The sequence below is a fragment of the Rhizobium sp. NZLR1b genome (assembly GCF_019685155.1).
In the GTDB taxonomy this organism is placed as follows: domain Bacteria; phylum Pseudomonadota; class Alphaproteobacteria; order Rhizobiales; family Rhizobiaceae; genus Rhizobium.
The window spans coordinates 1-12,369 of record NZ_JABDWC010000046.1 but is presented as its reverse complement, the minus strand read 5'-3'; the positions used below and the strand labels follow the sequence as shown (position 1 = coordinate 12,369).

Sequence of the window (12,369 nt, the reverse complement as noted above, 5' to 3'; positions counted from 1 at the left end):
CGACTATTCGGTCGTACGTGACGATGACGAAGATCCCAGGCTCATCCACGGTTGTAACCAGAGGGGGAACGGGCGACTTCGTCACGCCTCTGGCCGGGTGGCCACCCGGCCAGAGGCTCAATCGCTTCCATCGCACAAAATCTCTAACGTGCAGATACAAGGGGCAGCCCCGACGCGCGGCAAGCGGAGCTGTGGCGCCTATTCTCCCTCACGCTTCAGCCGGTATTCCCCGGTCACCGGATCCTTGACCAGCGTGCCGATCGCGCCGGTCTGGCGCTCTTTCTCAGCCAGGCGCGACTTTTCGGCGAGCTTGCGGGCATCGGAGACGAAGCGACGATAGAGCCACCAGGCTGAGAAGACCAGGATCAGGATGGTAATAAGCTGCGGCATGACCCTATTCTGCTCCCCTCAAAGCCCGAAACGGCTCCACAATGCTCTTTCTTCCGCGGCTTCGGCAAGCCCTGTGGCAAGACCGGACGCCGCCCCTTCGAGCGACACCGGCGACACGCCGGGAATGCGGCGGCCGAGCAGGCCGCGGCCGGCCGTGACAAGCTCCAGCTTGGTCTTCTGGCCGTAGCGCCGCTTCAATTCCTGGCGCATGTCGCCGAGGCCATCGATGAGGCCGAGCTCAAGGCCGCGGGTGCCGCTCCAGAACAGGCCGGAGAACACCGCCGCATCATCCCGCAGCTTGCCGGCGCGGCGTTCGCGCACCATTGCTATGAAAACCTGGTGGATTTCGAGCTGCAGGCTCTTCAGGTATTCGATGTCCTTTTCCTTTTCGGGCTGGAAAGGGTCGAGGATCACCTTGTTTTCGCCGGCGGTGTAAACGCGGCGCTCGACGCCGATCTTCTTCAAGAGCTCGGGAAAGCCGAACCCGCCGGAAACGACGCCGATCGAGCCGACGATCGAGGTGGCGTCGGCAATGATCTCGTCGCCGGCAAGGGCGATCATGTAACCGCCGGACGCGGCGACGTCCTCGACGAAGACCAGCACCTTCTTCTGCTTCTCGCGAGCGAGTTCCCGAATGCGGGTGAAGATCAGGCGGGACTGGACGGGCGAACCGCCGGGCGAATTGATCGAGATGGCAACCGCCGGCGCGTCCTTCATGGCGAAGGCCTTCTCCAGAACCGGAGCGACATTGGCGAGATTGAGGGCCGGCCGGAACTGGCCGCCGCCGCTGACGATCGCCCCCTGCAGCCGGACGACCGGGATGGTGATGCCGTCCTTGCGGAACCGTTTCGGCAGCAGCTTTCTCAACAATCCAGCCATCTCTTATCCTTCGCTTCGGGTCGCACGATCGTCAATCCGCGATCGGCATCCATGTATGCGCTGGAACGACAAACGCAATGGCTGCGTTCTCGAAACATCGGACCTGAAAACATCGGATTGATTTTGTTGTTGCGAATGACTTGCATTATCATTCTAATTCGTCATAGTGCAGACACGATAAACAGGTGGAAATCGCATGGATGCCCTGAATCCGAATGCAAGAAGCGGCTGGCGGCACGAACGCGGCGAGGCGTCGCTATCGGATGTCTACCGCACCGTCGGAACCGGGCGTCATAGCTCGAGATGGCGGCGGGCGGCCGCCTTCGCCGGACCGGGCTACATGGTCGCCGTCGGTTACATGGATCCCGGCAATTGGGCGACCTCGCTCGCCGGCGGCTCGAAATTCGGCTATGCGCTGCTCACCGTCGCGCTGCTTTCCAACCTGATGGCGATCGTGTTGCAATCGCTCTGCGCACGTCTGGCGATCGCCTCCGGCCGTGACCTCGCGCAGGCCTGCCGCGACGCCTTTCCGAAATATGTCTCGATACCGCTGTGGGCCTTTGCGGAAATCGCCATCATCGCCACCGATATCGCCGAGGTGATCGGCACGGCGATCGGCCTCAACCTGCTGATGGGCATCCCGCTCGAACTTGGTGTGCTGATCACCGCGCTCGACGTCTTCGTCATCCTCTTCCTGCAGAAGCTTGGTTTCCGCTGGGTGGAAGCCTTCATCATTGCGCTGCTCGGCGTCATCGCGGTCTGCTTCGGCGTGCAGATCCTGCTTGCCGACCCGCAATGGGGCGCCGTCGTCACCGGCTTCTTCCCGACGACGGAGATCGTCACCAATCCGGAGATGCTCTATCTGGCGCTCGGTATTCTCGGCGCGACCGTCATGCCGCACAATCTCTACCTCCACTCCGGCATCGTCCAGACACGGGCCTATGGCCATACGGTTCCCGAGAAGAAGGAGGCGCTGACCTTTGCGACGATCGACTCGACGGTGGCCCTGTGCTTCGCCCTGCTGGTCAACGCCTCGATCCTGATTCTCGCGGCTGCCGCCTTCAATGCGCATGGGAAGACCGATGTCGTCGAACTCGGCGACGCCTATTCGCTGCTGTCGCCGCTGCTCGGTCTCGCCATCGCGCCGACGCTGTTCGGCATCGCGCTCTTATGCTGCGGCCTCAACTCGACGGTGACGGCAACACTTGCCGGCCAGATCGTCATGGAAGGCTTCCTGAAGATCAGGCTGAAACCTTGGGTGCGCCGGCTGATCACTCGCGCCATCGCCATCGTGCCGGCGGCGATCGTCACCATCTGGTATGGCGACCAGGGCACGGCGGAGCTTTTGATCCTCACTCAAGTGGTGCTCAGCCTGCAGCTTTCCTTCGCCGTCTTCCCGCTTGTCATGTTCACCGCCAGCAAGGCCAAGATGGGCGAACTCGTCGCGCCGCGCTGGCTGAGCGGCATCGCCTATCTGATCGCAGTCGTCATCGCCGGCCTCAACGTCAAGCTGCTCTTCGACTTCGTCACCGGCTAACGAAAGTGCGGCGCCGGCTGCGTGCGGCGGTCCGGGACTAAGAAACGACAGCGCGGCGCATCGACCTTGGTTGATGCGCCGCGCTTTGATTTGTCCGCCATTCATCGATCGATTTGGATCCACCAGGTCTCTAACTGCGGTTTTCCGACCATTCAGGAGAGTTCCGATTTGGCCAGGAGATGGGCATCGCCGCTGTCGTCTCGGACGGCCACGCCGGATTTCAACATGTCAAGCAGATCGGCGCTGAAGGCTTGCTCGCCGATCTCAGTCGTTAGCTGCAGGATCTCGCTTTGGACCCGATGTCGGTAAAGCGCCACCTGTGCAGCGTCATGCGGGATCCACTGATATCCTTTGTCATTATAGGCAGCAACGATGCGCAGAAGATCGAGCAGGCGCTTCCGCGGGTCGGATATTGTCACAAATCATCCCTCGCCAATGAACAGCTTCGATGCACGCGCTTTCAAAGCCTGGCATAGGCCGCCCGGCCATTGTTGAAATCATCGACGAGAGGGGAGAACTTATGGCTGCCTTCTTCGTGCATGATCAGAGGCGCGCGCAGCGACAGTCGAGCCCGCGATCCCTTGATCGCCGTCATCAGGATACGGACGGCGTTTTCACCCTGGCGCGGATGAATGGTAGTGATCTCGATGCCGCCAAAACGCCGGCCACAGGCGATAACGATCTCGGCGATCGATTGCGGCCTTGCGATCAGCGACAATTGCCCGCCCGAGATCATGATGGCGCCAGCCGTGCGGATCCAGCTTTCAAACAGGCCGTCGGTCATCGCATGGGCTTCGGCCTTCAGCGCATCCGGCGTGCGCCGGTCGCCGGCGTGGTTGAAGGGCGGGTTCATGATGACGTGGTGGAAACTCTCGTCGATGAGACCGGCATCGTTGCGCGCCTTGGCAGTCAGCGTCACATCGGCTTCGACGACGCTGACGCGGGCGGCGAAATGGGCATTTTCGGGCAGAAGGATGCTGCGGCGGGCATAATCGGCCATCTCGGCCGAACGCTCGAAAAGCACCACGTCCGCATCGGCAAGGCGCGAGGCGACGGCAAGGCCGGCAGCACCAGCGCCGGCGCCGAGATCGGCGACCCTGACCGGCCGATCGTCAGCGACGAGGGCGCCAAGCAGCATCGCATCCATGCCGGCGCGATGGCCCCTGCCCTTCGGCTGCACCAGATGGAAGGCGCCGCGATGAAAGGCATCGATGGTTTCGGCAGGCTCCCCGGTCATCGGGCGCTCACTTCCTGTCGCGCAATTCGCCGCCGAGGCCGGCGTCGGTCAGGATGCGGCGCGCCTGATCGGCCATCTCTTCATCCACCAGCAGGCGGCGCGGCAGCATGCCGAGCGAGCCTTCCAGGACGCTCATGCCCTGATCGGCGATGAAGCAGTGAATTCCGGCATCCTTCATCAAACTCTCGGCAAAGGAGAGCAGAACGGGGTCGTTGGCGCGGATAAGTTCATGCATTTGCCGTCGTTTTCCTTCCAATTTCGTCTTGCGCGACAATTCACCCCTTGCCGCGTCCATCGCCCCTTTCTATTGTCAGATGCAAAGAATGAACAGGAGTCCGGGTCGTTGGGCGTGGTCATACCGCTTGAAGAAAGCAAAAACAAACTGGCATCCATCAAGCCATTGGTCGATCTCACCAGGGCGGACATGGAGCGGGTGAACCAGCTCATTCTGTCCAAGGCCGGCTCCGATGTGCAGATGATCCCCGAAGTGGCGAACCATCTGATCTCGTCCGGCGGCAAGCGGTTGCGGCCGATGCTGACGCTGGCGTCCGCCTCGCTGTTCGACTACAGGGGCGAAAACCATGTCAAGCTCGCCACGTCAGTCGAGTTCATGCACACGGCGACGCTGCTGCATGACGATGTCGTCGACGAAAGCGATCTGCGCCGCGGCAAATCGACAGCGCGGATGATCTGGGGCAACCAGGCAAGTGTGCTGGTCGGCGACTTCCTGCTCGGCCAGGCCTTCCGCATGATGGTCGATGTCGGCTCGCTCGATGCGCTCGACGTCTTGTCTTCCGCTGCCTGCGTGATCGCCGAAGGCGAGGTGCTGCAGCTTTCCGTCGCCAAGAACATGGAGACGACGGAGGACGATTATCTCTCTGTCATCCGCGCGAAGACGGCCGCCCTCTTTGCCGCTGCCGCCGAAGTCGGGCCGATCGTCGCCGAGGCCGGTCGCTCCGGTCGCAATGCATTGAAATCCTATGGGATGAATCTGGGGCTTGCCTTCCAGCTCGTCGACGACGCGCTCGACTATGGCGGCAAGGCGGCCGATCTCGGCAAGAATGTCGGCGACGATTTCCGCGAGGGCAAGATCACCCTGCCGGTCATTCTCGCCTATCGCCGCGGTACCGAGGACGAGCGCGCCTTCTGGCGCGATGCGATCGAAGCCGGCAACAGCACCGACGCGAACCTCGAAAAAGCGCTCGGGCTGATCACCAAATACGGCACGCTCGCCGACACGATCGGCCGCGCGATCCATTACGGCACGATCGCAAGGGACGCGCTTGCGCCCCTGCCCGATACGGTATGGAAATCCGCCCTGATGGAAGTGATCGATTTCTGCATCGAGCGTGTCAACTGATCACACATGCTCGATTGCGGGCTGATTTTCTTGCAGCGCCGCTTCAAAAAAGCCATCCTGTTATGAATCAGTGAGCGCAACTGGTTTGCGACCGGCACCAGTGTCGGGACGCTGTCGAAGAAAGGTTTCCTAATGCGGCAGAGAATTGCCATCCGTCTTCTTACGAGCGCAGCGCTTGCCGCTGTCCTTTCGCTGGGCGGCGTCGGCGGTGTCAACGCCGAGGATGCGGCCAAGGCGAGTGAAGCCGGAACAACCGACAGCTTCGATGCCGATAGCGTTACCACTTTCTCCGGCGCCTTCCTCGCGGCGCGCACGGCCGATGTCGACCATGACTATGAAACGGCGATCGAACTCTACAAGAAGGCGCTGCAGATCGAGCCCGGCAATCCCGAGATCCGCCAGCGGCTGATGATCTCGCTGCTGCTCAATGGCGACATCAAGGACGGCGTCAAATATGCCAACGACCTGAAGGGCGATCCGTCCGTCGAGCGCATTACCACGATCGTGCGCGGTATGGATGCCGTGCGCCGTGATGACTACAAGACCGCCGAGACCATCCTCAAATATAACGGGCCGAACGATCTCGATCGGATGATGAACGACCTGCTGCTCGCCTGGGCTCGCGTCGGCGCCGGCCGCGGCAAGGAAGCGCTCGTCATGGTCGAGAAGATGAAGGGGCCGGACTGGGTCGGCATCTTCCAGAATTATAATGCAGGCGCGATCGCCATCACCACCGGCGACGTGAAATCCGCCCGAAAGCATCTGAACGATGCCGTGCTCGACAAGGAGGGAGGTGCGACGGCGCCCGACACCTTCATGCGCGCAGTGATGGCACTTGCACGCCTCGAGGCAATACAAGGCAATAAGCAGAAGGCGCTCGACGCCGTCTCCGTCGGCGACAATCTGCTGCCGAACTATGCGCCGTTGAACGCGCTGCGCGCCAGTATCGAAAAAGACGAAAAGCAGGAACAGCAGGTCAAGACGGCCGAAGAAGGGGCCGCCGGCGTGCTGTTTTCGGTCGGCGGCGCGCTGAACCGCGACGGCGCCGAGGATATCGTCTCGCTTTACCTGCAGACCGCCAATGCGCTCGACCCGAACAGCGCCGATACGCTGGTGCTGCTCGGCGGCATCGCCGAGAAGCAGAACCAGATGGACCGCGCCATCGCGCTCTACAAGAAGGTGCCGGAGAATTCGCCGATGCGGCGCATCTCCGAACTGCAACTCGGCCTCGCCCTTGCCCAGGGCGGCAAGGTAGACGAGGCGCGCAAGCACCTGCAGGCGCTGATCGCCTCCGACCCGAAGGATATCCGCAGCTACCTCGCCTATGGCAGCGTGCTCTCCGACGCCAAGGACTACGAGGCGATGGCGGCCAATTACGACAAGGCCGTCGAAGCGATCGGTCCGATTCCCGGCCGTGCCAACTGGAGCGTCTTCTTCCAGCGCGGCATCGCCTATGAGCGGCTGAAGAAGTGGGACCAGGCGGAACCGAACTTCCGCAAGGCCCTGGAGCTCAATCCCGACCAGCCGCAGGTGCTGAACTATCTCGGCTACTCCTGGATCGACATGAACCGGAACCTCGACGAAGGTCTCGGCATGATCAAGAAGGCCGTCGACCTTCGCCCAGACGATGGCTACATCATCGATTCGCTCGGCTGGGCCTATTTCCGCCTCAACCGCTTCGACGACGCCGTCGACGAACTGGAACGGGCAGCACAGATCAAGGCCGGCGACGCCACGATCAACGACCATCTCGGCGATGCCTATTGGCGCGTCGGCCGCAAGCTCGAAGCCGTTTATCAGTGGAACCGGGCGCTCGCCTCCGAACCCGAAGCCGCCGAGGTCCCGAAGATCAAGGAAAAGGTCGCCAACGGCCTGCCTGCCGCCAGCGACGATGCCAAAGCGGCCGACAAGAAGCAGCCGGATCCGGCACCGGTCACCCCGCCGCCGGTCGACAAGAAATCCTGACGGGCGAGACATGCCTGACGAGGGCATATCAGGCGCTTTCAGTGTCACCGAAGAGGCTCGCGCGAAGATCAACCTCGCTTTGCATGTGACGGGCCAGCGGGCAGATGGTTATCATCTGCTCGATATGCTGGTCACTTTCGCAGATTGCGGCGATCGGCTGAGCTTCTTGCGCGCGCCGGCCGACGCGTTCTCCCTGTCGGGCCGTTTCGGCGAGACGCTTGCCGGCGACGGCGAAGCCAATCTGGTGCTGCGGGCGCGTGATTTGTTGCGCGCGGCGGTCGGCCCCCTCGCCTTCCCCGTTCACATCCACTTGGAAAAGAACCTGCCGATCGCCTCCGGCATCGGCGGCGGCTCAGCCGATGCGGCCGCGACGCTGCGCGGGCTGATGCGGCTCTGGGAGACGACCTTGCCCGTGGAGACGCTCGCGCCCTTGGCGCTGCAGCTCGGCGCCGACGTGCCGATGTGCCTTGAGAGCCGGCCGCTGATTGCCCACGGCATCGGTGAACAGATCGAAGCCGTGCCGGATCTGCCCGCGTTTGCCATGGTGCTCGCCAACCCGCTGAAGGGTGTCTCGACGCCCAAGGTTTTCCGCCGACTGGCGACAAAGAACAATCCGGCTCTGAACCTCGCTCCGGGTCTTCGTGGGGCTACCGGCTGGCTCGCGGCGATTGGCGCTGCCCGTAACGACCTGGAGCCGCCTGCGCGCGATCTCGTGCCTGAGATTGCGGCAATCTCGGCGATGCTGCAGGCGCGCGGCGCGCTTTTGGCTCGCATGTCCGGTTCCGGCGCCACCTGTTTCGGGATCTTTGCCAGCATGACGGCCGCGCAAGATGCGGCGGCAGCTCTTCACGCCGAGCGGCCCGACTGGTATTTTCGGGTAACGGAAACGGTTTCAGGAGGCATGTGATGGCTGGTCTGGAAGAAAAGCGGCCCTTCATCGCCGTCGGCATCGCGATTCTCACAGTTTCGGATACGCGCACTCCGGAGACGGACAAGTCAGGCGACACGCTGGCGGAGCGAATTACCGAGGCGGGCCACAGGCTGGTCGACCGAGCGATCGTGCCTGACGATCGGGAGAAAATTGCAGCCCGGGTGAAGGCCTGGACCGAACGGGACGAGATCGACGTCGTCATCACCACCGGCGGCACCGGCTTCACCGGCCGCGATGTGACGCCTGAGGCGCTGGAACCTTTGTTCGAAAAGCGCATGGACGGCTTTTCCGCCATCTTCCACCGCATCTCCTATGAGAAGATCGGCACGGCGACGATCCAGTCGCGCGCTACGGCAGGCGTTGCAAACGCCACCTTCATCTTCGCGCTGCCGGGCTCGCCCGGCGCCTGCCGGGATGCCTGGGACGGCATTTTGAAAGGGCAGCTCGACTACCGCAGCGCGCCGTGCAATTTCGTCGAAATCATGCCGCGTCTGGACGAGCATTTGAAACGCGGCGCGGCGAAATAATGCATGTCGCCCGGGAGTGTGCCGCGGTTCCGGGATACCGACATTCATAAAACAACTAAAGCGGGCCGCGCTTTTGAATTCGCTATATGGCAAGGCCCGGCAAAGCGGGCATCGTTTCCCAGCTATCACCCGACAGCAGGATGCAGCTGATGCCATGAACATCCGTGACGACGAGCGTCCAGGTTCCGCTTTCGGCGGCATAGACCTCGAGAACGGCGTTCTGGTTGACCAGGCCGACTGCCGTCAGCTTTTCAGCGAAGTTCCTGTCAAGGAAATTGACGACGTCGGATCGGCCTGCGCAACTGAGCATCGTCTGCGATGCTGCCGAATGCGGATGCGCGATCATCAATGTCGGCAATATGACGGCCAGCAGGCCGTAGACCATACCGTGTGCCATGACGCACCTCCTTTCGCCGGGACCCCGGCAGAAGAGGAGATTTTCGCTGACCTGTTCTGCCGTCCACCGGCATTCCATGGCCATCCGTTGCGAAGCGAGGCGCTTCGGCGGCGCCATCGACGAATTATAGCGCAAAATTCCATTGGGCGCCATCTTTGCGCGATGACGGGAGGAGCGCGAATATTACCGCGCGGCTCTGGCGACCCAGGAGGGAATCAGTTCGCTCGCGAGCTTGCGTGGCTTCTGACCCTTGGCGAACTCAGCAAGGCGCATGCCGCTATGGGCAGCGGCGAGCGCCTGTTTCTTCGGCATCAGCAAACCAAGCTCCAGCGGCGGCACGGCGCGGCCGAGGCGGCGGAGGAACGGGCGCCGGTAGCCGCGCGAGGCGGTGAAACGCGCCGGCAGCTTGTTCAGCGCGACATATTCGGCGATCTCGTCGATCCAGCCGGCCTGGGGTCTGGCGCCCGGCTCGACGAAAAGCAGCCATTCGCCGCGGGCCGAGCGGACGATGTCCTTGATATCCCACTGCGAATGAAAACGGCAGCCGGCGGCGTCGGCGACCCGCGAGGTGCCGTCGCGCGAGCCGTGATCAAGCACGACCACATCGCTGACGAGCCCCTCCACCGCGCCTGCCACCAATACCGATAGGGTCTGCGCCAGCTCAGATTCCTGATCCTGACATTCGAGAACAACCGTCAACATTGCCTATTCATAATGCGCCGCACAAAATTTTGCCAGCGGCGTTTTCCGCATTTTGTTCTTGCATTGTTCTTGTTTTGCGGATAGGAATTTAATCATCAAAACGGGCGGGAGCGATGGCTTTCCGTCACGGGAGAATCCGATGAGAGAGCAGTCCCTGGCAGGGCAGGCCGCATTCGCGCCTGCCAACACAGCAGATATTGCCGATGCGATGATGGTGTCTTCCGGCCTGCGGATCGAGGTCGATCGGCGGCGCGGGCGTGGGGCGGGACTGAACCCGACCGGGCGGTTCGAGGCGCTGCAGCGGGAAACCATCGATGACGGCTGGCAGACGCTGGAAGAGCTTCCGCCGTTCAAGACCGACGTGCAGATCGAGAAACCCCGCACGGCCATCACCCGCAACGAATCGCCGGATATTCCCTTCGACCGTTCGATTAATCCCTATCGTGGCTGCGAACATGGCTGCATCTATTGTTTCGCCCGGCCGACACATGCCTATATGGGGCTCTCGGCGGGGCTCGATTTCGAGACGAAGCTCTTTGCCAAGCCGGATGCGGCAAAACTGCTGGAGCGGGAACTCGCCAAGCCGGGTTATAAGGTGCGGGCGATCGCGATCGGCACCAATACCGACCCCTATCAGCCGATCGAGAAGGAGTGGCGCGTCATGCGCGGCATTCTTGAGGTCTTGAACAAGGCGAACCATCCGGTATCGATCGTCACCAAGTCGGCGATGATCCTGAGGGATCTCGATATTCTGCAGGATATGGCGGCGAAGAACCTGGTGCGCGTCGGCATCTCCGTGACCACGCTCGACCGCAAGCTTGCCCGGACGATGGAGCCTCGCGCCGCCACGCCGCCGCGCCGGCTGGAGACCATTCACACGCTGTCGGAAGCAGGCATCCAGACGGCTGTGATGGCCGCCCCGCTGATCCCGGCGCTGAACGATCACGAGCTGGAACGCATCCTCGAATCGGCCAAGGCTGCCGGCGCAGCCGAGGCGAGTTATGTCATCCTGAGGCTGCCGCTCGAGGTCAGCCCGCTGTTTCGCGACTGGCTGCTGCAGCACTACCCCGATCGTTACCGGCATGTGATGTCGCTGGTGCGCGCGATGCGCGGCGGCAAGGATTATGATGCCGAATTCGGCAAACGTATGAAGGGCGCCGGTCCCTATGCCTGGCAGATCGCCCGGCGCTTTGAAATGGCGGCAAGACGTTTCGGCCTGACGCGACGCGGCATGCCATTGCGCGACGACCTGTTCGTGCCGCCTGATGGTAGCGGCGTGCAACTGTCACTGCTGTAACCGTTTGTTTTACGCAATTCTGGGCAACAGCGCTTCGCGCTTTGCCCCGGGGAAAACCGCAAGGCACTTTTCCTGCAATTGCTTGAAGCTTGCGCATCGGCCCATCGAGAAACCGCCCTGTTTTCGAGCTCCGAGCGCAATTCCAGCGGATGGGCCTGACCGCCCCCATCCGCCGGACCCGGTCCCCGACCGCCGCCCTGATCGGGGACTTGCGGGCAATCGGGTTGGCGTGCGAGGTTCAGCCGCATGAAACCTCGCACGCCACCCGATTCTCCGCTGCTTTTCCAAGCGGTTCCGCTGGTGCCGGATTTCCGGCTGGAGCTCAAAGCCCGCAAGGCCGGCCACTGGCCGGTCGCCGGCGCCGACGAGGCCGGCCGGGGGCCGCTGGCCGGGCCGGTCGTCGCCGCTGCCGTCATCCTCGATCCGAAGCGCATCCCCGAGGGTCTGAACGATTCCAAGCAGCTTTCGGCGCAACGGCGCGAGGAGTTGTTCGTGCAGATCCTGGCGACCGCCACCGTCTCCATCGCCTCCTCCAGCTCGACCCGCATCGACGAGACCGATATCCGCAAGGCGAGCCTCGACGCCATGCGCCGCGCTATCAGCGGCCTCGCCATTCCGGCAAGCTACGTGCTGACCGACGGGCTAGACGTGCCGCCCGGCCTCGATTGCCCCGGGCAGGCTGTGGTCAAGGGTGATGCCCGTTCAGTCTCGATCGCTGCCGCCTCGATCGTCGCCAAGGTAACGCGCGACCGGATGATGGCCCGGGTCCATCGGGTGTTTCCGGACTACGGCTTTGCCGCCCATGTGGGATACGGTACGCCGCAGCACCGCGCCGGTATCGAGAAGCATGGCCCGTGCTCCCTGCACCGGATGAGCTTCAGGCCGCTGCGCAAGGTCGAGGATGGTCCTGAGATGGACGAGCTGATTTCCGAATAGGCCTGCTCAAAAGAAAAGACCTTGGCCTCCGGACTGTCGAGCGCTTGCCCCTTGTATCTGCACGTTAGAGATTTTGTGCGATGGAAGCGATTGAGCCTCTGGCCGGGTGGCCACCCGGCCAGAGGCGTGACGAAGTCGCCCGTTCCCCCTCTGGTTACAACCGTGGATGAGCCTGGGATCTTCGTCATCGTCACGTACGACCGAATAGTCG

Annotated in this window: 14 protein-coding genes; 7 read left to right on the top strand and 7 right to left on the bottom strand. The window is 62.6% G+C overall.

What is annotated here, in order from left to right; translation table 11 throughout:
• Positions 1–198: 198 nt before the first annotated feature.
• Both HJB84_RS33140 and HJB84_RS33135 read right to left on the bottom strand, forming a co-directional pair.
• Positions 199–390 (bottom strand): hypothetical protein, encoded by a 192-nt coding sequence (locus HJB84_RS33140; RefSeq protein ID WP_221117949.1) that lies wholly within the window; start codon positions 388–390, stop codon positions 199–201.
• 18 nt (positions 391–408) lie between these two features.
• Positions 409–1,269, bottom strand: a complete 861-nt coding sequence (locus tag HJB84_RS33135; RefSeq protein ID WP_221117948.1) for a S49 family peptidase — start codon at positions 1,267–1,269, stop codon at positions 409–411.
• Between the two features lie 196 nt (positions 1,270–1,465).
• Here HJB84_RS33135 and HJB84_RS33130 point away from each other — a divergent pair, with 196 nt between their 5' ends.
• A complete protein-coding gene (locus HJB84_RS33130) occupies positions 1,466–2,806 on the top strand; it encodes an Nramp family divalent metal transporter (protein ID WP_207583143.1) in 1,341 nt (446 codons plus the stop codon).
• A 152-nt stretch (positions 2,807–2,958) separates the two neighbouring features.
• On the opposite strand, the gene HJB84_RS33125 is transcribed toward HJB84_RS33130, so the two are convergent.
• The 3 genes from HJB84_RS33125 to HJB84_RS33115 are packed head-to-tail and all read right to left on the bottom strand — an operon-like array spanning position 2,959 to position 4,278.
• Positions 2,959–3,225, bottom strand: a complete 267-nt coding sequence (locus HJB84_RS33125) for a hypothetical protein (RefSeq protein WP_207583142.1) — start codon at positions 3,223–3,225, stop codon at positions 2,959–2,961.
• A gap of 41 nt (positions 3,226–3,266) precedes the next feature.
• Entirely contained in the window at positions 3,267–4,043 is a 777-nt protein-coding gene (locus HJB84_RS33120) for a tRNA1(Val) (adenine(37)-N6)-methyltransferase (RefSeq protein ID WP_207583141.1), read from the bottom strand.
• A gap of 7 nt (positions 4,044–4,050) precedes the next feature.
• The gene (locus tag HJB84_RS33115; protein WP_007632954.1) at positions 4,051–4,278 is read right to left on the bottom strand and encodes a DUF2007 domain-containing protein; all 228 of its coding nucleotides are present in this window, start codon (positions 4,276–4,278) and stop codon (positions 4,051–4,053) included.
• A gap of 108 nt (positions 4,279–4,386) precedes the next feature.
• Between HJB84_RS33115 and HJB84_RS33110 the strand changes: the two genes are divergently transcribed.
• From HJB84_RS33110 to moaB, 4 genes are all read left to right on the top strand, one after another.
• Entirely contained in the window at positions 4,387–5,403 is a 1,017-nt protein-coding gene (locus HJB84_RS33110; RefSeq protein ID WP_207583140.1) for a polyprenyl synthetase family protein, read from the top strand.
• 132 nt (positions 5,404–5,535) lie between these two features.
• Positions 5,536–7,368, top strand: coding sequence for a tetratricopeptide repeat protein (locus HJB84_RS33105; protein WP_207583139.1), 1,833 nt, complete (start codon positions 5,536–5,538; stop codon positions 7,366–7,368).
• Positions 7,369–7,378: 10 nt separating this feature from the next.
• Entirely contained in the window at positions 7,379–8,275 is an 897-nt protein-coding gene (locus tag HJB84_RS33100) for a 4-(cytidine 5'-diphospho)-2-C-methyl-D-erythritol kinase (protein ID WP_221117946.1), read from the top strand.
• Positions 8,275–8,826, top strand: coding sequence for a molybdenum cofactor biosynthesis protein B (gene moaB, locus HJB84_RS33095; RefSeq protein WP_221117944.1), 552 nt, complete (start codon positions 8,275–8,277; stop codon positions 8,824–8,826). Before HJB84_RS33100 ends, moaB begins: the two co-directional genes overlap by 1 nt.
• 82 nt (positions 8,827–8,908) lie before the next feature.
• On the opposite strand, the gene HJB84_RS33090 is transcribed toward moaB, so the two are convergent.
• Both HJB84_RS33090 and HJB84_RS33085 read right to left on the bottom strand, forming a co-directional pair.
• Positions 8,909–9,223, bottom strand: a complete 315-nt coding sequence (locus HJB84_RS33090; RefSeq protein ID WP_207583136.1) for a hypothetical protein — start codon at positions 9,221–9,223, stop codon at positions 8,909–8,911.
• A 183-nt stretch (positions 9,224–9,406) separates the two neighbouring features.
• Positions 9,407–9,925: a glycosyltransferase family A protein gene (locus HJB84_RS33085; protein ID WP_207583135.1), complete on the bottom strand. Its 519-nt coding sequence runs from the start codon at positions 9,923–9,925 to the stop codon at positions 9,407–9,409.
• 139 nt (positions 9,926–10,064) lie between these two features.
• On the opposite strand from HJB84_RS33085, the gene HJB84_RS33080 reads away from it, so the two are divergent.
• Both HJB84_RS33080 and HJB84_RS33075 read left to right on the top strand, forming a co-directional pair.
• On the top strand, positions 10,065–11,222 hold the full coding sequence (locus HJB84_RS33080) for a PA0069 family radical SAM protein (RefSeq protein ID WP_221117943.1): 1,158 nt from the start codon (positions 10,065–10,067) through the stop codon (positions 11,220–11,222).
• A 246-nt stretch (positions 11,223–11,468) separates the two neighbouring features.
• Positions 11,469–12,158 (top strand): ribonuclease HII, encoded by a 690-nt coding sequence (locus HJB84_RS33075; RefSeq protein WP_221117942.1) that lies wholly within the window; start codon positions 11,469–11,471, stop codon positions 12,156–12,158.
• Positions 12,159–12,369: the final 211 nt, after the last annotated feature.

Excerpts from the sequence above, each read along its gene's own strand:
- HJB84_RS33090 (WP_207583136.1), bottom strand. The coding sequence starts at position 9,223 with ATGGCACACGGTATGGTCTACGGCCTGCTGGCCGTCATATTGCCGACA.
- HJB84_RS33085 (WP_207583135.1), bottom strand. The coding sequence starts at position 9,925 with ATGTTGACGGTTGTTCTCGAATGTCAGGATCAGGAATCTGAGCTGGCG.
- HJB84_RS33115 (WP_007632954.1), bottom strand. The coding sequence starts at position 4,278 with ATGCATGAACTTATCCGCGCCAACGACCCCGTTCTGCTCTCCTTTGCC.
- HJB84_RS33100 (WP_221117946.1), top strand. The coding sequence starts at position 7,379 with ATGCCTGACGAGGGCATATCAGGCGCTTTCAGTGTCACCGAAGAGGCT.
- HJB84_RS33120 (WP_207583141.1), bottom strand. The coding sequence starts at position 4,043 with ATGACCGGGGAGCCTGCCGAAACCATCGATGCCTTTCATCGCGGCGCC.
- HJB84_RS33140 (WP_221117949.1), bottom strand. The coding sequence starts at position 390 with ATGCCGCAGCTTATTACCATCCTGATCCTGGTCTTCTCAGCCTGGTGG.
- HJB84_RS33130 (WP_207583143.1), top strand. The coding sequence starts at position 1,466 with ATGGATGCCCTGAATCCGAATGCAAGAAGCGGCTGGCGGCACGAACGC.
- moaB (WP_221117944.1), top strand. The coding sequence starts at position 8,275 with ATGGCTGGTCTGGAAGAAAAGCGGCCCTTCATCGCCGTCGGCATCGCG.
- HJB84_RS33105 (WP_207583139.1), top strand. The coding sequence starts at position 5,536 with ATGCGGCAGAGAATTGCCATCCGTCTTCTTACGAGCGCAGCGCTTGCC.
- HJB84_RS33135 (WP_221117948.1), bottom strand. The coding sequence starts at position 1,269 with ATGGCTGGATTGTTGAGAAAGCTGCTGCCGAAACGGTTCCGCAAGGAC.
- HJB84_RS33080 (WP_221117943.1), top strand. The coding sequence starts at position 10,065 with ATGAGAGAGCAGTCCCTGGCAGGGCAGGCCGCATTCGCGCCTGCCAAC.
- HJB84_RS33075 (WP_221117942.1), top strand. The coding sequence starts at position 11,469 with ATGAAACCTCGCACGCCACCCGATTCTCCGCTGCTTTTCCAAGCGGTT.